Here is a 17,672-nt window from a genome sequence, read left to right on the forward strand (position 1 = left end):
CCTCCGTTGCCAGTAGAACCTCCGTTGTCAGTGGGTTCCACATTAGGAACAGGAGGTGGGACCACATCTTTGTCAGAGATGTCAGGTTTGACTACATCACCATCAGGAGTACTATCTATGGGTGAAACATCTATATGGACTGTAGTAAATGGAGATGCTAAAGAAGAACCGCTTGCTTTATATCGTACATAATATTCTCCGCTAGCAAGCCCTGTTATTTCTCGACCTGTGCATGATGTCCATACAGTATCATCTTTCCGCTGATATTCCATCTGTATGCTTACATGAATAATTTTACCATTCTGATTCTTTCCAGTACAAGATACAGCCTTTACCCATGTTGGTTCGTTTTGATTTTTCAACCTGATTATTTGAGGATCCGAATCCATTCTGGAAGCATCGCTGCTTGTTTTAATTATCGAAATTGGGCGTTGATAAATTGTTTTAACCCGTACCGGTTCTGTAGAAGTTATTTTGTGCCAAACGCCATCTCCTACAGTATATTTCATACCAACCTCAATATTTTCCAACAGTCCAACCCTATCGTCTATAGCCTTAAATACTGCTGCCGGAGCGGATTCTTTTACAATGTTCAAACGAACACTATGTGTGTTGGGTGAAATTTCGAAGCCTCTTTTATTTACTTGTACTATAATCTCTGAACCTATTGGAATCGAGATATTAGAAATCGATAACTCATAAATTCCTTCTTTTATCTGTTTCAGATCCCTCTTATCGACACCTTTTATTACTATATCATTAACGGAAAGATTGTCTATATTTTTATCAAAAGTCAACACTAACTTAGAAGTGGTCTCCTTATCACTATTACCTGATAATACATTTACAAATTTTACTTTTTTTGCACTATGTGTAGGTATATTATTTACCTGGTAATAGTATAAAGTATAGTCATTTATGGTTTCTTTCCAACTAGACTCTTCGTATACCGAAGTACCGACACCGACCAGTGACTCTAATTTTCTTTTTACAGTTAGTTGGTCAATATTTTTATGAACTAGTACATATACGAACATATTTTTAAAGTTGTTTGAATTTAATTGACTTTTAAAAACATTTTCCAACTGCTCCTGATTTTCTGCTATAATTCCCATCTTTTTATATGGATAATATCTATATTCTAAACCACCTGTTTGCTCTTCCTGAGGAAAATACCAGTCACTATGATCCTTACCTAAAGTGTCACGGTCAATCAAAAAATACTTATAGCTTATTAGAGGTTTTCTTGGTTGATCATCAAAAGTAACATCTAAATAATACCATTTTCCGTATAACTTTACTCGATTCCACGCATGAGCTTGTCCAGCAGCATTGCCTACTACTACACTACTTTCTACATTAAGTTTCTCCATTAGTTTTTGAAATGCCTGTGCATAGCCCATGCAAACTGCTTTACCATCTATCAAAGCACCATAAGCACCCTTTCGCAAATAGCTGTGGTCATATTGTACATTGTCAACTAAGTAGTCATGTGCTGCTAAGACTTTATCGACATCATTGAGATGCAACATATTTTGTGCAATTTCTTCGGCTTTTCGTTCGGTTTGTATATTGGCATTTTCATCAAATGTTTGAGCTTTAGTGCGAACTGTGACCTTACACATATATAAATAATTTTTATACTTGGCCCAAACCTCTAAAAATCCACTTTTGTTTGCTTTAATAATGCCATCAGAATTAATACTGCAGCAGTTCTCTTGTTGAATCTGTTCTGATGAATATAGTCTATCATAAGGGTATATTGTTCTGCAAAACCATTCTACACCATCTATTTTTGTCCCATTCGTATCTGCAAGCTGAAACTGAAATTCCTTTCCAATATCCAGTTTTATGTCTTTCTCATTGAGTGTAAAATCTTCAGACTCATCTTCAGTTGGTGCTGAAAGATTTTGAATTCTTCTATGTAAATCTTGTAATTCATCGTCTTTAATTGTGTTTGTAGGATCTTCTACGATGCCATCTGTATTTGAAACCTCCTCTAATTTTTTATCTTCTGAAAATTCTTGTCTTTCTGTCTCTACTTGTGTTTCTATAAGAAATTCAGATTCTTTAATCTTTGTTTCGGAAGCTTCTGTTATAGAATCTTTCGTTGTTGTTGTTTCAAGAATATCCTGGGAAGTAACTACTTGATTTTCTGTTTCAAGAATACCATTAGAATCAATATTTTGAGTTTCCTCTGGCAAATTTTCAGTTGAATTCGGCAGTGATGAGTCATACTGATGAGTAGTGTCAATGATTGATTCTTCTGCAGTTATTATTTGATTGGGATGTTCTGTATCTAATGCAAATGTTGGTATTATAGCTATCTGGAACAATATTGAAAATACCAATAATCCACAAAGCATATCTCTTATGATTGTACCAATTGATCTTCTTAACTTTATCTCTTTTTTCATTAGCATTCGCTTCTTCCTTAACCTCCTAGATAAATATTATTTTGTGATATTTGTTTTCAATGGTGCATAGTACATCTTTTCGACTTATAATAAATGAAAAAAAATATACTAAATTAATCTAATGTGCTAGTAAATTTGATATTGTATGAATTTACCAATTACTTTTTTGAAAGAAAGATACCTCCTAAGAAAACAGCTCGGAAATATTATCCAAATATGAGTTCTTTAATGTGTCCTAGATTTATGTTATTTCCTAACATATGATTGATGCTGTAACAGAGATTATGGGCTAAAATCTTTGTTCTAAGTCTTGCAATAAGACCCAGCATAGATTTGGTTAGAACCTTGTTGATATTTAGCTGCGTAGCTAGTTGTGAAAAAGTGGTTTCAATTCGTCTCCTAAGCTTAAAGATATGTTGACGAAGCCATTTCGGATGAGGATTTTTAGCATTATCTCTTTTCATAAATAGCAGCTGAATTTCTTTTTCAGTCTCTAAATCTGGAGATAAGTGCTTATTGGCATACCCCTTATCTCCTAAAATAGTTATATGTTCATAGGTTTCAACCAGCTCCCATACAGCCTCTCTATCATCAATATTAGCTGGAGTAAGGACGAAATCTGTAACATAACCATCAACTGTAGCAAGAACATGTAGTTTAAATCCATAGTAAGTTTCTTTTTTGGAGGCACAATACCCATAAGTTGCATCCACCTTAAAGATTTTATGAAAATGTGCCCTATCAAACTTGCATACAGGAATAGGAGTGCTATCTACAATTCTAACTGATTTATCCCGGTATCCCAGAATTTTAGTAAGTTCCTTACGAATTTCATCAATGACTAAGTGTAAAGCCCTACGAGTTCTGTTAAATCTAGTTCTACTACAGAATCTTGGAAACAAATTCCTTAGATTTTTATTGCTGAACCCTAACCAAGCTTTTTCTGAATCAATGGTGAGTAATTCACCAACGATGCTAATGGTAATTATTTCACTATCACTTAGGATAGCATCCTTGATATTGCGGCGTTCTTTAATGTATGTTGGAGTAATTTCTTGGTAAATATCATCAATTAGGATATAAACGACTGTAATAAAGTCTTTTAAATCAGTAACTTCTTTGATAAAATATTTATTAGAAAACTCTAGCATATGTTATCCTCCTGTCTTAATTTCATGGGTGTTATTAATGATAGGTTAACATAATTGCTGGAGTTTTTATATTTGTAATTTTTAACTAGCACAACAAGTTAATTTATTATAAATAATACTATAAATTTATACAAATTTCAAGCAATTTTAACTATTTTGTAGGTGTAAAGTTGATTGCTTATAAGGTGTACCTTTTCGAAATATTATATCATTTTTAGTTGTATATATTAATTTCAAATATTAGGACTCCTCTCTTTCTCATTCTAAAGTTTATAAGAAAGTCAGCCAGTTGCACGCTAACAGTAATCTGTGCTGTTTTGTGCAACTGGCCTTTTGTTTCACGATTTTTTAAAGGAGTTTACTTATACAATGTATAAAGCAACACACTCCGTGTTTGGCTAAGATGATAAAGGTGCTTGATTCTAGGATTACACTACCACTTTGAGCAATACAAGGAAGGGAAAACTATGCAACGGAAATATGAAGACATAAATGTATATGAAGCTTTTCAGAAACGATTAGACTTCATTTTTCAAGAATTTGATAATATATACGTATCTTTCAGTTGTGGCAAAGACAGTGGATTGCTACTTCATATGTTGATGAAATACAAAAGAGATAATAAGATACCCAAAACAATAGGTGTATTTCATCAAGATTTCGAAGCTCAGTATAAAGTAACAACTGAGTGCGTAGAAAATATCTTTGAACAATACATAAATGAAATTGAGCCATACTGGGTATGTTTGCCAATGGCTGTTCGAACAGCGTTGAGTAATTATCAAATACATTGGTATCCATGGAATGATAAACAAAAAGAATTATGGATAAGTAACCTTCCTAATAAACCTTATTTAATAAATCTAGATGATAACCCAATATATACATATCGCTATCGAATGCTTCAAGAAGATTTAGCAAAGCAATTTGGTCGATGGTATAAGGAAACGCATGACAACAAAAAACTGTTTGCTTATTAGGCGTTCGTGCAGATGAGTCATTGCAAAGATACAGCGGATTCTTGAATAAAAAATATGGTTATAAAAACCAATGCTGGATTTCAAAGCAGTTTAAAGATGTGTGGACTGCTTCCCCTATGTATGACTGGTCAACATCAGATGTTTGGACTGCATATTATAAATTCGGCTATTCATATAACAAGTTATATGATATGTATTATAGAGCAGGTTTAACACCAAGTCAAATGAGACTTGCTTCTCACTTTAACGAATATGCAAAAGACTCACTAAATCTATACCGGGTATTGGAACCTGAGACTTGAACCAAATTATTAGGACGTGTAGAAGGAGCCAATTTTGCTGCGATATATGGAAAAAGTAAGGCAATGGAATATCGCCATATTGCGCTCCCACTTGGACATACTTGGGAATCCTATACAAAATTTTTGTTAGATACATTGCTCACTAGAATGCGAAATAATTATATGAAAAAGTTTAGGACTTCGATTGAATTTTGGCATAATGTTGGTGGTGGGTTATCAGAAGAATCCATTCAAGAATTACTTGATAAAGGGTATAAAATAAGTTGAAATGGTATATCAAATTATACTCTAGATAAAAAGTCAACAGTAATATTTTTGCAAAAAATACCAGATCATACAGGCGATATAAAAAGTACTAAGGACATTCCTTCCTGGAAAAGGATGTGTTATTCTATTTTAAAAAATGATCATTTATGTAGAACGATGGGACTCGGACTAACACGTCAACAGCAGAATAGAGTTGATTTAATTAGAAAAAAATATAGAGGAGTGCAAGAATGGACATGACTAGTAAAAGCCCTGTTTATGAAATAAAAGCAGTACCGATAGAAAAAATTGTTGCTAATACATATAACCCCAATGCCGTTGCACCTCCTGAAATGGCACTGCTATACGATAGCATCAAAGAAGATGGATATACGAAACCGATTGAGTGTTACTATATAGCATCAAAAGATAAATATGTTATCGTAGATGGATTTCATAGATATCGTATTGTGCTAGAGCACAAGGATATTTATCAAAGAGAAAATGGATTATTGCCAGTTACAATAATTTATAAGCCATTGGATCAAAGGATGGCAAGCACTATTCGTCATAATAGAGCTAGAGGCTCTCATTATGTAGACTTAATGAGTAACATAGTAAGAGAACTCCATGAAATTGGAAGAAGTGACAAGTGGATATCAAAACATTTAGAAATGGATCGGGATGAAATTCTAAGATTAAAACAAATTACAGGACTCACAGAATTGTTTAAAGATACAAAATTTGAGAAGGCATGGGTTCCTGTGGAGGAGTGACAGCCTTTAATGAAAAAAACTAAATAATAACTAATAGATGAAAATCTGCAAATAAAAATTCAATAGCGAATTGAGAAAATCGCAGACACCGAAGTAGGTCTAAAAGGGCAAGACAAAAAGACTGGCTGTGAAAGTCAATGATAAAATACAGAGAAAGGGTAATCAGAAAGTGCAGAGTTCTTAATCAAAGAGAGAACACTACCTAAAGAATAAAAAATAATAGTTGTGTAGATATGAGAGGAGAACTTTGGATGGACATAAGAAATGATTATCTTAAGGGGATATCAATTTCAGAAATATCAAGAACATATAATATCAATTGGAGAACTGCTAAAAAGTATGCAGAGGAATATTACAGCTTAAAAGCTGAACAGGAAGAAATAGAGGAACGCTTATCCGAAATTGAGAACGCAAACCAAAGAGCAAAGAATTTTATCAAACTGGCAGAAAGCTATTGCGACTTTGGAGAGATTACCCTTACCGCCATCAATGAGTTTATCAATAAAATTGTTGTGATGAGCGAGATGTAAAAAGGGCAAAATATGCCATTCAGCGTATAGAAGTATATTTCAACTATATCGGAAGATTTGAAAACGAACTCACAAAACAGATAGAGCCAACAGAACAAGAAATGATACAGATGAGGGAAGAAATCGAAGAAGCAAAGAAAGAAAAATCACGAGCTTATCATAGGGCATATTCCAAAGAATACCGAGCCAAAAATCTTGAAAAATTCCGTGAGTATGAACGAATAAAAGCAAGGGAATACAGAGCAAGAAAGAAGCTAAAAGCTACAACCTAAAACTGAATGCAAATCAACAGTAAAAGAGGTTTCCTAATAACAGGAAATCTTTTTTTGTGCAAGTGAAAAGGAGGAATTGAATGACAGAAAGAACAGAAGAACATACCAATGAAACACAGACTACCAAAGAGCAGACTACACCCCGAAAGCCGAACGCTACTATGATAAAAAAGATTAAAGGAAAGACCTTTGTAACCGAGATATTTTTTGACCTCAACAGCAAGGACACATTTCAAGATAAGCTGATAAAGGTAATACACTTGGAACAGAACAAATAATATAAAAATCGTCCAAAAGTCTCAAATAAATAAGCAACAAATACTTACAATTATATTACTAAAGTGGTATACTCTAAGAAAATGAAATGAGAGTGTTTATGATATGAAAAATAGAATTAAAGAAATACGGAAAGAGAAAAAAATAACGCAACAAGAATTGGTTGATGGATTGGATATAACCAGACAGTATATAAGTCTGATAGAAAAAAACGGAGAGTCGGAGCCACCATCATTAAAAGTGGCAAATGCCATAGCCACAAAGTTAGGAGTATGTATCTATCGAGTATTTGATTTAGACGGGAAAGAAACATATTCCTGCAAGAATTGTAATTGTTAATTAGTAAGATATTCTTGATTAAAATATATTACCAGGAGGTGCAGTTTGTATGAAAAATATAAATCCTCAGAGGTATAAGAACGGAGATAATTTTACGATATTACTATAAAGCGAGGAGAGGTGTTGAAAGGGATGAAAAATTTTTTTTGATAATTTTGTTAATGTTTTGCTTATTTATTTTGTTTTGCAAAATAATAACAAATAAACCTATGAATGCCTATACGTATTATGAACTAAAAGGTTTATCAGAAAAAAAGTTGTATGAAGTGTTTATTGAGAATGGTTTGGAAGTGGATGATGAATTAGAAGAATATTTAACTGAAGAAGAAATAGCAAAAATATTAAAAACAGATTTTGATTTATTGATACAAGGAATTTCAAATCGTTCTCATTCAATGTATTTTCGATTCGCAAAAGAAGTGAAAAGAGTATATGAATTGTTACTAGAAAAACATAGATGATGAATCAAAAATGAATGAGGAATAAAGAAATGTTGGAGAAAATAAAAAAATATTTGTGCGTGTTAGCATTTGTTTTATTTGCCGCCATGGTTTTGCCACAGACTTTGAGTCATGCTGATGAGTTTGAGTTATCACCTGAAAAAATTTTATTGATGAATAAATCAGAAAGAACTTTTGGCTGAACTTGAAAATGATGAATTGACCTTGCCGATATATTATGATACTCATAGAGATGTAGCGGAGAACTTTGTATACAAGTATACACCATTGTTATTAAAAGGGGAACTGGATACAAGTGTGCCAAACTTTAATTATATGCCATCGAATGAAATGCTGAAAAATCTTGAAGCATCTCTCATAAAAAAAGGATTACTTAAAGAAAAAGATTTTTCGACGATTTATCCTCAAATGAGTTATTTATCCAGATATTCTTTGAAAGATAGCACATCTTTAGGTACTTGGAATTCAAATTATGAAAACTATAATTGCTATGCATATTCGATAGGTTTGACAAGCTGGAGACAACCTGATGGATGAACTGGAAACAGTTATTATGATGTGTCTAAATCAATTTCAAGTATAGCGGATGATGTATTAACAGACTTGTATTCTTTGGGGTATTGGGGTTATAAGACAACCACTAAACCTACATCACTTCCAGATAAATACTTTAGGGTAATATGCGTCAGAAAAGATACCGATAATATGGATTACCATTTTATGAAAAAGAGTGGTTTAACGAATGTGTTTATAAAGGTGTGGCATACGCACCATCTGTGACATATGAAAGTACAATTTATTATATTTTGTATAAAGGAAAAAATGATCCAGGAATACAAAGAAACAGCATATCAATGGCAGAAATAGAGGAATTAATTTCGGAATAAATAATTTTGAAAGAAAATGGATTTTAAATATTAAAAAAAGAAAGCGAAATTCATAGAGTAAAAAAAGGTTGGGTATCAAAAGATACTCAACCTTTTTTATTGAAAATGAAGAGAGGAAAACAAAAAATGAAAAATATAGAAGAAAAAATTTTAATGGAAGAAGAAGAAATCAAGCAGTTACGAAACAAAAGAAAGAAACTGTTAAGCGAACAGAAGTTACAGGAGAGAAAGAAAAGAGATAGACGCATTTATGAAAAAGGAGCAGTCTTTGAAAGTATTTTTTCTGAAAGCAAGGATTTCACAAAAGATGAATTTTATCAGTTAATTACATTCCCGAATATTAAAGAAGCAGTCAATCAAAAAATCCTAAAAATTATAGACAAGCGAGAAGAAATCGAAAACCAAAATACAGAAATGCAAGAGGAAGAAACGGACATAGAGGAATAGTCCCTTGTTTACAAGGGCGCACTTATACACCCTAAAGGGTGTGTGCGTTCTCCGAAGGCATATCAGCTAACGCTGATACAGGGGAGCTACACTCCCCTACGGAAATAAATTTCCTACCCCTTGTGTACTTCCCAAAAGAAATCGGATAAGAAAGCTATCCGATTTCTTTAGGAAGTATTATCTATCGCCACCATACCCATATTAGAAAAAGAGAGGAGGTTTTTAGCTATGGAGATATATCATCTTTGCATAAAAATCATCTCAAGAGGTAAAGGCAAAAGTGCAGTAGCAGCTTCCGCCTATCGTGGTGGAGAAAAGATAAAAAACGAGTATGACGGAGTAGTCCATGACTTTACAAGAAAGGGCGGAATAGCCCATACAGAAATCCTATTACCACAAAATGCACCTCAGGAATTTTCTGACAGAGGAATACTATGGAACAGTGTGGAGAAAATAGAAAAAAGTAAAAATTCACAACTTGCAAGAGAAATAGAAATTGCCCTACCCAAAGAATTAAATCGAGAAAAACAGGTAGAGCTTGTAAGAGAGTATGTAAAAGAAAATTTTGTAAAAGTTGGTATGTGTGCCGATATTGCATTACACGATAAAAAAGACGGAAACCCACACGCACATATACTATTAACCATGCGACCATTAAGCGAAGATAAAACTTAAAAATGGCAATTACAAAACAAGAAAAATAAATACAGTGGATTGGAACGAACAAGATAAAGCGGAAGAGTGGCGAAAAGCGTGGGCAGACATTACAAATAAATATCTTGAAGAAAACAGAATACAAGAAAAAGTTGACCACCGTTCCTATCAAAGACAAGGCATAGAACAAATACCGACTATCCACATGGGCGTATCAGCAAGTCAAATGGAAAAGAAAGGCATAGCTACCGACAGAGGAAATATTAACCGAGAACTCAGACATCAGAACAAGATATTAAGAGAAATCGTAAGACGAATAAAAGCCTTGCTAAATTGGATAAGAGGAATTGGAAAAGAGGAAAAATCTGAAAACGAAAATATAAAGTCTACCCTCCCACCAAAAGAAAATCTTATCCGTAAAAATCCAGATAACAATAATTCGGACGTAGAAAAATATATTGAAAGCTATCAGCTACTCAAAGAGAAAAACATAACTTCTTTATCTGAACTGAAAGAAAGTATAGTTACCTTGAGAGATAAGAAATATAAGACCACAAGAGCTATAAAAGATACCGAAAAGAAAACAAGTGATAAAACAGAACTCATTGACCAAGCCGAGAAATATTTGAAGCATAAAGACACTTACAAAGCCTATACCAAGCTAAAGAAAAACAAACAAGATAATTTCTATAATGAGCATACGGCAGAGATTATTTTAGAGTGCAATGAAATATCTGAAAGAACATTTAGGAGAAAGCAAGACCTTAAATATATCCAAATGGAAATCGGAAGTAATAACCCTGAAGAAAGAAAAAGAAAATCTGTATTCAAAAATTGTAGATATACGAGAAGAAGTTGAACAGGCAGAAAAAGTTAAAACCTGTATAGAGCAGTTACAAAAATACTCAAAGGAACTAACACGGAACAAGAGTCAAGATTTGGGACTGTGAGAAATGGTGTAAAAATGATATAATATTTAATAAATATATGGTTTTGGAGGTGCTTAAATTTATGAATGAAAGAGAAAAAATCATTCGTTTATGGTTTGATATGTGGCTCACACAACAGGACTTAGGGATAGATGATATTTTTTTAGATGATGTAATTTATATTGAGAGTTGGTGTCCTATGTATGAAAATCGTCAAACAGTAAAGCACTGGTTTAATGAGTGGAATACAAGAGGAAAAGTTGAAGAGTTCGATGGTATCTCTTTGATTGTCTGGACAGACGATAATAAAATAAAAATTCTAAAAGAGTTTGGCTGTAATTGCAATAACTATAATCCTTATAAAGAGAGTGAAACTCCATTGTTTAGAGATGAAAAAGCAAATTGATTTTGAGGTGATAACAATGGATATAGATAGATTTTTCAAAGCAGTTTTATCACAAAATGAAGAAGAACTTAGAAAATTTTTTCATAAAAACGCTGTTATAAAATGGCATTGTACCAATGAGCTTTTTACTTTAGATGAGTATATAAAGGCAAACTGTGAATATCCGGGAAATTGGAACGGGGAAATAGAGAGAATTGAAGAAAAAGAAGATACTATTATTTTAGCTTGTCGTGTTTTTCTATTGGATAATAGTGCGTCTTTTCATGTAGTAAGTTTTATTCATCTTGAAGATAACTTGATTATTGATATGGAGGAATATTGGTCTGATGATGGATTGGCACCGGAATGGCGTAGAAAAATGAAAATTGGAAAACGAATTAGGTAAATTGGAATTTGCGGAGGTGTAGTTCATGGGATTTTGGATTTTTATGTTCATAGTAACGCTATTAATACCAGCTGCATTATTATTAACAGGGTATTTATGTCCCAAATTCAAAAAAATTAATAATGCATGTGGATATAGGACAGTACGGTCTATGAAAAATCAAGATACATGGAATTTTGCACAAAAGTATTGTTCGAAAATTTCACTACAGCTATTTTTTCCCACAATAATTGTAGCTGTTGCAATTATGCCTTTTATCATAAATAAATCAACGGATATGATTGGATGGGTAGGACTTGTTATTACCTTGTTTCAAATGGTGAGCTTTGCGGTAGTGATGGTATGTACGGAAAAAGCTTTAAAGAAGAATTTTGATGACAATGGAGATAAGTATAATAAGATGTGATGACCTAGTTTTATTAGATATAACAATTTGAGTTTGTAGGAGGGGATATGATGCTAAAAGGAATTGGATATTTACTATTTGGAGCAGGTTTAGTTTTAATGATTCCAAAATTTATCAAACAGTATAAAAAAGAAAAAAATATAGAAAATTTGCTTGAACTTGGTGGAGTTGTAATGTTAGGCATTTCAAGTATACTTTTAGGTATTTTAGAATTAATGTAGAACTACAACTTCCAGTTTATCGCACAAACGATTTAATAAAAATAACACAGGAACAGTAAATTAAAAAGATTTACTGTTTTTTTCTTTGCTCAAAATGGAAATGAGGTCAAAAGAAAAAGCGTCAATAAATCAAAAAAGATACTTGACAAAACGCTTCCTGGGATAATGCTGAGAATATTCGCTCTTTTTCAGACCCCGTATTCCAAAATAATGTGATACTAACCCAGACAGAGAAGTTGATGATGTCGAACCGCCCTAAAAATCCAAAGAATTCACGAAATAAAAATGTGCTAATAGTGGGTGGTTCAGGTTCAGGTAAAACAAGATTTTGGCTAAAGCCTAACTTAATGCAATGCCTTAGCTCTTATGTGGTTACTGATCCAAAGGGATTAACCTAATAAGGACAGAGAAATTATTTTCTAAAAATATTTAGGAAAGGAGGCGGACAAGCTATGGAAATGAGCCTTAGAACAGGTCAAACAGCCCTTTATGAGTGTTTAAGTCGTGATGATGAACTTCAAAGGAGAAAGCAACTCTATAATCAATCAGAAAGAGCTTTTAGAAAGCTATGCAAAGCGAAATGGATTTCTAAATATCTGCCACTACACTGATGACGGAGTAAGCGGAACAACCTTTGAGCGAGAGGGATTTCAAAAAATGATAAAAGCAGTGGAAGAAGATAAAATTTCTACTGTTATAGTCAAAGATATGAGTAGGTTCGGAAGAGATTATCTCAAAGTAGGGTTTTACACTGAGATACTTTTCAAAGAAAAGGGAGTAAAGTTCATAGCCATTAACAACGGAATAGACAGCAACAACAAAGCGGAAAGCGACTTTACACCATTTCTAAACATTATGAACGAATGGTATGCAAGAGATACATCAAGAAAGATACAATCTATCTTCAGAGCGAGAATGGAACAGGGGAAAAGAGTATCTCCAAGCGTTCCATATGGCTATTACAGAAACCCAAACAACAAGCAACAGTTACTTGTTGATAAAGAGAGTGCAAAGGTCGTAAAACGAATTTATAGCTTTGTAATAGAGGAATATGGAGTAACACAAATAGCCGACATACTAACCAAAGATAAAGTCCTTATTCCATCAGCCTATGCAGATATACATTATCCCGAAAATAACCATAGTTCCAAGAAAAGAGGACTTGAAGACCCAACCTTTTGGACACCGACAACAGTAGGATATATTTTAGAAAAACAGGAATATATGGGACATACTGTATTAGGAAAAACAATTTGCGTAGATTACAAAACTAAGAAAAGAAGAAAAGCGAAAGATGACGAGCTAATTATCTTCAAAAATACCCACGAAGCTATCATTGATGAAGAAACATGGAATAACGCTCAAAGGCTTAGAAAAACAGTAAGAAGAAGTCCCAAATATGGAACAACATCACACCCGTTTAGACGATGGTTATTCGAATTTGGGAAGATGGGTAGAAAAATCTGCAAAAGCTAAAGGAAAATAAAGAAGATATAAATGTAAAATAAACATATTACCTTATACAAATTGTAAAGTAGAAAGTGAGCGCAAAATTGCCATAGAATTTATGGTGACAGGCAGAGCTAAATTTGTAGATAGTAGACAGATAGTAATGGTTTAAAAAGTTGCATTCATAGCAACTTTTCTGAAATATACTCTGATACTAGGATCAATGATCATTATTATTACAGCACCAAGGCACGTTGAAGCAGCAATTCTGATGATGCATTGTGGTTTAGACAAGGAATAATAGGGAGTTTGACAGATGACATTGGATAATCGGGGATATTTGGGGAGGAAATAGTTAGATTTGATTGATATATTGATAGGGGAATTATATATTATAGATGAACAATTGGTAGTAAAATGTGATATCGGAATCTTAGTTAGGGGTGAATTATATGAAGATAAAAAAGTTTTTATTAACTATGTGTCTAATTTTATGTTTTGGGTTAATTTTGGTATCGTGCACATCAAACAATGTAAGTTTAGAATTTTTAATTACACCAGACGAAATAATAATACACAGTAACAATCAACTCATGGCATTAAATAAAATAGAAGATAAAACAAAGGATTTTATCAAATCATGCAATGAAAAATATGATGACTCTACAAAAATGTCTGAAGAAGATATGAAAAAGGCTGAAGAAATTCAAAATAAATTATTGGATACTATAAATTCAGGGAGAAAAATCGAAAATAAAATTACTATCGAAGATATATTCAATCAGCTTAGAGAACTTGAGGGTGTATATGTTGACTCCTTTGAAGAAGATGTTATTGTTAGGATTGATTTAATTGAAGACTCAAAAACAGAATCAGTCGTTTCTTTAGAGAATGCTTATCTTAGGACACTCATTTTATTAGAAGATGGTAATATGATAATTCCTAAAGGGATAATGTCTAAATCTGAAACAGGGCTTGAACCAACTGGTAAACTTGAATATATTAAAGTAAAACTTCCTGAGGAATTAAAATTTGAACTTGAAGAACTTGCTAAAGATTAATTAATATTTTTTATATTAAACGCAGTAATGATAATTCTTCGTAGCTAAACATATGTTAAATATGAAGAGGGTATTTAAAATGGGTATAATTTTTATTTTTATTAATTTGTTTTGCTAGTAAATTTGAGATTAGATAAATTTGCCAATTAGTTTTTGAAAAAAGATATCTCTTAAGAAAATAACTTAGAAATATTATCCGAATATGAGTTCTTTAATGTATCCTAGATTTATGTCATTCCCCAGCATATGATTGATACTATAACAAAGATTATGGGTTAAAATCTTTGTTTTAAGTCTTGTAACAAGATCCAATAAAGATTTAGTTGAATCTTATTGATATTTAGTTGCCCAGATAATTGTGAAAAAGTGGTTTAAACTCCTATTCTGAGTTTGAAAATATGTTGACAAAGCCAGTTCTACAAAAGAAAATTCAAAGTTCCTCAAAAATAGTAAAAACAATATGTTAATATTTGCAATTAATAAGTAAAGAAATTGGTGAATTTTAAAAAAGATTTAAGGAACTTTTAAAAATCTTGTAGGGAAAATATTCTTTCAAACGTTATTTAGATAAGAGAAGAAAAAGTTCTATAAAATGAAAGGATGTGATACCAATGGATAATATATTGATGGCTTATACCACTGATAAATATGAGGATAGTAAAAAGAAAGGTTATTTGTGTAGATTAGGAATTCAATGCTACTCAAGTAGATTAACTTATGGAAAGAAAAAGCAATATAATTAACGAGATATTTAAATATTAATGTACTGTAAGTAGATTCTGTGATTCAGGAAATATTTTTTACAAGAGTGAGAAAATTATTTTAAAATCCCTTTCTTTGAATTTTTAATTTTTTCGGAACATAGATATCATTCTTTGTGAGGGCAATTGTTTGTTTCTGTTCATTTGATTTAGCTATGGGAATAAAAAGATAACTTTTGTATTTTATGTTTATGGGAATGATAGAAAAGGAGGCAACTTTATGAACAATTTAAAATGGAAACCATTAGTGGCTCTTTTATTAGGCTTTACGTTACTTATGGGACTTGCTATAACAGCATATGCAGATAATACTCCAGATGAGATATTGAGTGGTTTATCGGTGGAAGAAAAAGAAAGTTTGCAGAAATACGATGAGACATATTTGGTGAAACAGAGCAAAGCATTAGAAAATTACACAAAATTGCAGGAAAAAATTGTTAATACAAATGCAAGAAAGAATAATTTTCTTTCCGAAGAATATGGAGGAGCCTATACAGATGATGATGGGAATTTAGTTGTGTATTTAAAATCTGTTTCGGAAAATTTGGAAAAACAAATATATGAGATTGATTCAGATATTATCATTAAGCCGTGTCAATACTCATATGTTGAGTTAACTAATACTATGAATCGTATCAATGAATTTAAACTAAATGGAGAAGATGACTTTGCAAATAAATTTAATTATTTCAAGCTTTCGGATTCATCAAATCGGATTATTGTCGAATTTGATGAGTTGACAGATGAGAATATAGCAGAGTTTAAGCGAAAAGTAACGGATGACGAGATGATTAGCTTTGCTCAATCAAAAGGGGAAGATATTGAAGACGTAAGTCTTAAACCAGGAGCCAAAATAAGTAAAAGCGGTTCAAGTGCATCAATTGGGTATCGTGTGAAAAGAAACAATGTAGTAGGAATTGTAACAGCAGCTCACTTTGCTTCTAGTGGTGATTCTATATCGCATTCAGGGACAACCTTTGGCACATGTAAAAAAAGTGTATATTCTGGAGCGGTAGACGCTGCTTTTATTGAAGTGACAAATAGTAATTATACGCCAAGTAATACTATCGATGGTACAAGTAATGTATTATCGAGAACTATAAGTGAGCCAGGCGTTGGAACAGTCATTAATAAGAGAGGAATGAAAACAGGTGCAACATCAGGTAAAGTAATTTCTACTAATGCCACATGGACTATTAACGGTGTTACATTTACTAATTTAACATCTGCAGATTATACTTCAGACAGCGGTGATAGTGGTGGAGTTGTATATTCATATATTAGTTCAACTGGTGCAAGATTAACTTTGGGTATACACAAGGGAAGGCATGATGGCTATGCTCACTTTATTAAAGCAAATGAAATCAATTCAGCATTAGGTACTACTAGATATTAAAAGGTTACATTTCTTAAGATGGAGGGAAACATCTGTGAAAAGAATAATTGTCTTATTTATTGTATGTGTGATTTACTGTAGTGGTTGCCAACAAAGGAATGATTCAGGGAGTGAAATTTTGCAAGAAATAAATAATGAAAAAAGTAATAGTATGAAACAGGTTGATAGTGAACAAAATATTTCTGTTGATGATGTAACGATGGTGATTAATAACTATGAAAATATTATTACAATGGAAATGAAAGATATTACAGTTGATATTATCAATAATAGTGGTGATACGATATCGGTTGGTTATAATTATAAAGTACAACATTTTAATAAAAATGTATGGGAAGATGTACCTCTTTCAGTATCATATGAAGATATACTCTATGATATTGATCATGGTAATAAAAAAAGTTTTGTTTGCAGCTTAGAGGGGATTCAATTTTACCAAGGAGGAGAATATCGTATTGTTAAAACAATATATACAGAACAAGAGACGTATGATTTATCTGTAGATTTTCATGTTAAATGATATTTTAACACGATAGTATTTATCTGATAGAAGCATAGTAAGCGTCTAATAATAGATGTATTGTATAATTATAGGGATATCGGTATGATATCCCTATAATAGTTTTATTAAGCTTTACATGTTTTTTGAACTAGATCATTCCAAGGCATCATTGAATCCAAGATTTTAGGATTTGTTTTAAAGTCAGATCCTGGCAATCTTGATAAGACAAAATCTAAGTATTTATAGGGGTTTAATCCATTGGCTTTTGCTGTTTCCACCAATGAGTATACACATACACTTGCATTGGCTCCTTGAGGGCTACGGCAGAAGGTCCAATTTTTTCTACCGATGGTAAATGGTCTTATGCTGTTTTCTGCAATATTGTTGGAGATTACACAGTTTCCATCTTCTAAATAGG

19 protein-coding genes and 6 pseudogenes are annotated in these 17,672 nt (G+C 32.4%); 21 read left to right on the forward strand and 4 right to left on the reverse strand.

What is annotated here, in order from left to right; translation table 11 throughout:
- Positions 1-2,417, reverse strand: a 2,417-nt coding sequence (locus BUB33_RS15065) for a transglutaminase domain-containing protein (RefSeq protein WP_200778255.1), incomplete at its 3' end; no start/stop codon positions are given.
- 206 nt (positions 2,418-2,623) lie between these two features.
- Positions 2,624-3,568 carry an IS982 family transposase gene (locus BUB33_RS15070; protein WP_072977965.1) on the reverse strand — a complete coding sequence of 315 codons (945 nt, stop codon included), beginning with the start codon at positions 3,566-3,568 and terminating at the stop codon, positions 2,624-2,626.
- Positions 3,569-3,984: 416 nt separating this feature from the next.
- Here BUB33_RS15070 and BUB33_RS16680 point away from each other — a divergent pair, with 416 nt between their 5' ends.
- From BUB33_RS16680 to BUB33_RS15145, 18 genes and pseudogenes are all read left to right on the forward strand, one after another.
- A complete protein-coding gene (locus tag BUB33_RS16680; protein WP_234950075.1) occupies positions 3,985-4,548 on the forward strand; it encodes a phosphoadenosine phosphosulfate reductase domain-containing protein in 564 nt (187 codons plus the stop codon).
- 41 nt (positions 4,549-4,589) lie between these two features.
- A pseudogene (locus tag BUB33_RS16685) lies at positions 4,590-5,357 on the forward strand (DUF3440 domain-containing protein).
- Positions 5,348-5,872 carry an IbrB-like domain-containing protein gene (locus BUB33_RS15080; protein WP_234950076.1) on the forward strand — a complete coding sequence of 175 codons (525 nt, stop codon included), beginning with the start codon at positions 5,348-5,350 and terminating at the stop codon, positions 5,870-5,872. The pseudogene BUB33_RS16685 and the gene BUB33_RS15080 overlap by 10 nt, the downstream one beginning before the upstream one ends.
- A 329-nt stretch (positions 5,873-6,201) precedes the next feature.
- Positions 6,202-6,674: pseudogene (locus BUB33_RS15085) on the forward strand (DUF4368 domain-containing protein); the annotation flags it as partial.
- 80 nt (positions 6,675-6,754) lie between these two features.
- Positions 6,755-6,952: a transposase gene (locus BUB33_RS16485; RefSeq protein ID WP_072977967.1), complete on the forward strand. Its 198-nt coding sequence runs from the start codon at positions 6,755-6,757 to the stop codon at positions 6,950-6,952.
- 103 nt (positions 6,953-7,055) lie between these two features.
- Positions 7,056-7,289 carry a helix-turn-helix transcriptional regulator gene (locus BUB33_RS15095; RefSeq protein WP_072977969.1) on the forward strand — a complete coding sequence of 78 codons (234 nt, stop codon included), beginning with the start codon at positions 7,056-7,058 and terminating at the stop codon, positions 7,287-7,289.
- 161 nt (positions 7,290-7,450) lie between these two features.
- Positions 7,451-7,750 carry a hypothetical protein gene (locus BUB33_RS15100; RefSeq protein WP_132984502.1) on the forward strand — a complete coding sequence of 100 codons (300 nt, stop codon included), beginning with the start codon at positions 7,451-7,453 and terminating at the stop codon, positions 7,748-7,750.
- 14 nt (positions 7,751-7,764) lie between these two features.
- A complete protein-coding gene (locus BUB33_RS16200) occupies positions 7,765-7,932 on the forward strand; it encodes a hypothetical protein (protein ID WP_159429219.1) in 168 nt (55 codons plus the stop codon).
- On the forward strand, positions 7,925-8,287 hold the full coding sequence (locus tag BUB33_RS15105; protein WP_072977973.1) for a hypothetical protein: 363 nt from the start codon (positions 7,925-7,927) through the stop codon (positions 8,285-8,287). The genes BUB33_RS16200 and BUB33_RS15105 overlap by 8 nt, the downstream gene beginning before the upstream one ends.
- A 476-nt stretch (positions 8,288-8,763) precedes the next feature.
- The gene (locus BUB33_RS15110; protein WP_072977975.1) at positions 8,764-9,084 is read left to right on the forward strand and encodes a DUF3847 domain-containing protein; all 321 of its coding nucleotides are present in this window, start codon (positions 8,764-8,766) and stop codon (positions 9,082-9,084) included.
- Between the two features lie 228 nt (positions 9,085-9,312).
- Positions 9,313-10,688: pseudogene (gene mobQ / locus BUB33_RS15115) on the forward strand (MobQ family relaxase).
- A gap of 61 nt (positions 10,689-10,749) precedes the next feature.
- Entirely contained in the window at positions 10,750-11,073 is a 324-nt protein-coding gene (locus BUB33_RS15120) for a conjugal transfer protein (protein WP_072977978.1), read from the forward strand.
- Positions 11,057-11,458: a nuclear transport factor 2 family protein gene (locus BUB33_RS15125; RefSeq protein ID WP_234950077.1), complete on the forward strand. Its 402-nt coding sequence runs from the start codon at positions 11,057-11,059 to the stop codon at positions 11,456-11,458. Before BUB33_RS15120 ends, BUB33_RS15125 begins: the two co-directional genes overlap by 17 nt.
- Before the next feature lie 25 nt (positions 11,459-11,483).
- Positions 11,484-11,864 carry an SdpI family protein gene (locus BUB33_RS15130; protein WP_072977980.1) on the forward strand — a complete coding sequence of 127 codons (381 nt, stop codon included), beginning with the start codon at positions 11,484-11,486 and terminating at the stop codon, positions 11,862-11,864.
- Between the two features lie 50 nt (positions 11,865-11,914).
- Positions 11,915-12,085 carry a hypothetical protein gene (locus tag BUB33_RS16490; protein ID WP_165920345.1) on the forward strand — a complete coding sequence of 57 codons (171 nt, stop codon included), beginning with the start codon at positions 11,915-11,917 and terminating at the stop codon, positions 12,083-12,085.
- Positions 12,086-12,276: 191 nt separating this feature from the next.
- A pseudogene (locus BUB33_RS16690) lies at positions 12,277-12,474 on the forward strand (type IV secretory system conjugative DNA transfer family protein); the annotation flags it as partial.
- 63 nt (positions 12,475-12,537) lie between these two features.
- A pseudogene (locus BUB33_RS15140) lies at positions 12,538-13,504 on the forward strand (recombinase family protein); the annotation flags it as partial.
- A 482-nt stretch (positions 13,505-13,986) separates the two neighbouring features.
- Positions 13,987-14,595 carry a hypothetical protein gene (locus tag BUB33_RS15145; RefSeq protein WP_072977982.1) on the forward strand — a complete coding sequence of 203 codons (609 nt, stop codon included), beginning with the start codon at positions 13,987-13,989 and terminating at the stop codon, positions 14,593-14,595.
- A 192-nt stretch (positions 14,596-14,787) separates the two neighbouring features.
- Here the strand turns inward: BUB33_RS15145 and BUB33_RS16955 are convergent.
- Positions 14,788-15,008 (reverse strand): annotated as a pseudogene (locus BUB33_RS16955) (IS982 family transposase); the annotation flags it as partial.
- Positions 15,009-15,206: 198 nt separating this feature from the next.
- Between BUB33_RS16955 and BUB33_RS16815 the strand changes: the two are divergent.
- The 3 genes from BUB33_RS16815 to BUB33_RS15155 all read left to right on the forward strand — a co-directional run bounded on the left by BUB33_RS16815 (position 15,207) and on the right by BUB33_RS15155 (position 17,272).
- Positions 15,207-15,338, forward strand: a complete 132-nt coding sequence (locus BUB33_RS16815) for a hypothetical protein (RefSeq protein WP_268807692.1) — start codon at positions 15,207-15,209, stop codon at positions 15,336-15,338.
- A 238-nt stretch (positions 15,339-15,576) separates the two neighbouring features.
- Positions 15,577-16,752, forward strand: a complete 1,176-nt coding sequence (locus BUB33_RS15150) for a S1 family peptidase (RefSeq protein ID WP_072977984.1) — start codon at positions 15,577-15,579, stop codon at positions 16,750-16,752.
- Positions 16,753-16,786: 34 nt separating this feature from the next.
- A complete protein-coding gene (locus BUB33_RS15155; protein ID WP_072977986.1) occupies positions 16,787-17,272 on the forward strand; it encodes an immunoglobulin-like domain-containing protein in 486 nt (161 codons plus the stop codon).
- Positions 17,273-17,379: 107 nt separating this feature from the next.
- Here BUB33_RS15155 and BUB33_RS15160 read toward each other — a convergent pair.
- A partial coding sequence (locus BUB33_RS15160) for an IS66 family transposase (protein WP_143154913.1) occupies positions 17,380-17,672 on the reverse strand: 293 nt, incomplete at its 5' end.

The organism is Tissierella praeacuta DSM 18095 (assembly GCF_900128955.1).
Lineage (GTDB): Bacteria > Bacillota > Clostridia > Tissierellales > Tissierellaceae > Tissierella > Tissierella praeacuta.

Bases quoted from the DNA above. Each gene is read 5' to 3' on its own strand.
- BUB33_RS16200 (WP_159429219.1), top strand. From the start codon at position 7,765: ATGAGGAATAAAGAAATGTTGGAGAAAATAAAAAAATATTTGTGCGTG.
- BUB33_RS15095 (WP_072977969.1), top strand. From the start codon at position 7,056: ATGAAAAATAGAATTAAAGAAATACGGAAAGAGAAAAAAATAACGCAA.
- BUB33_RS16490 (WP_165920345.1), top strand. From the start codon at position 11,915: ATGCTAAAAGGAATTGGATATTTACTATTTGGAGCAGGTTTAGTTTTA.
- BUB33_RS15110 (WP_072977975.1), top strand. From the start codon at position 8,764: ATGAAAAATATAGAAGAAAAAATTTTAATGGAAGAAGAAGAAATCAAG.
- BUB33_RS15080 (WP_234950076.1), top strand. From the start codon at position 5,348: ATGGACATGACTAGTAAAAGCCCTGTTTATGAAATAAAAGCAGTACCG.
- BUB33_RS15130 (WP_072977980.1), top strand. From the start codon at position 11,484: ATGGGATTTTGGATTTTTATGTTCATAGTAACGCTATTAATACCAGCT.
- BUB33_RS15125 (WP_234950077.1), top strand. From the start codon at position 11,057: ATGAAAAAGCAAATTGATTTTGAGGTGATAACAATGGATATAGATAGA.
- BUB33_RS16485 (WP_072977967.1), top strand. From the start codon at position 6,755: ATGACAGAAAGAACAGAAGAACATACCAATGAAACACAGACTACCAAA.
- BUB33_RS15150 (WP_072977984.1), top strand. From the start codon at position 15,577: ATGAACAATTTAAAATGGAAACCATTAGTGGCTCTTTTATTAGGCTTT.
- BUB33_RS15145 (WP_072977982.1), top strand. From the start codon at position 13,987: ATGAAGATAAAAAAGTTTTTATTAACTATGTGTCTAATTTTATGTTTT.
- BUB33_RS15120 (WP_072977978.1), top strand. From the start codon at position 10,750: ATGAATGAAAGAGAAAAAATCATTCGTTTATGGTTTGATATGTGGCTC.
- BUB33_RS15070 (WP_072977965.1), bottom strand. From the start codon at position 3,568: ATGCTAGAGTTTTCTAATAAATATTTTATCAAAGAAGTTACTGATTTA.
- BUB33_RS16815 (WP_268807692.1), top strand. From the start codon at position 15,207: ATGGATAATATATTGATGGCTTATACCACTGATAAATATGAGGATAGT.
- BUB33_RS15100 (WP_132984502.1), top strand. From the start codon at position 7,451: ATGTTTTGCTTATTTATTTTGTTTTGCAAAATAATAACAAATAAACCT.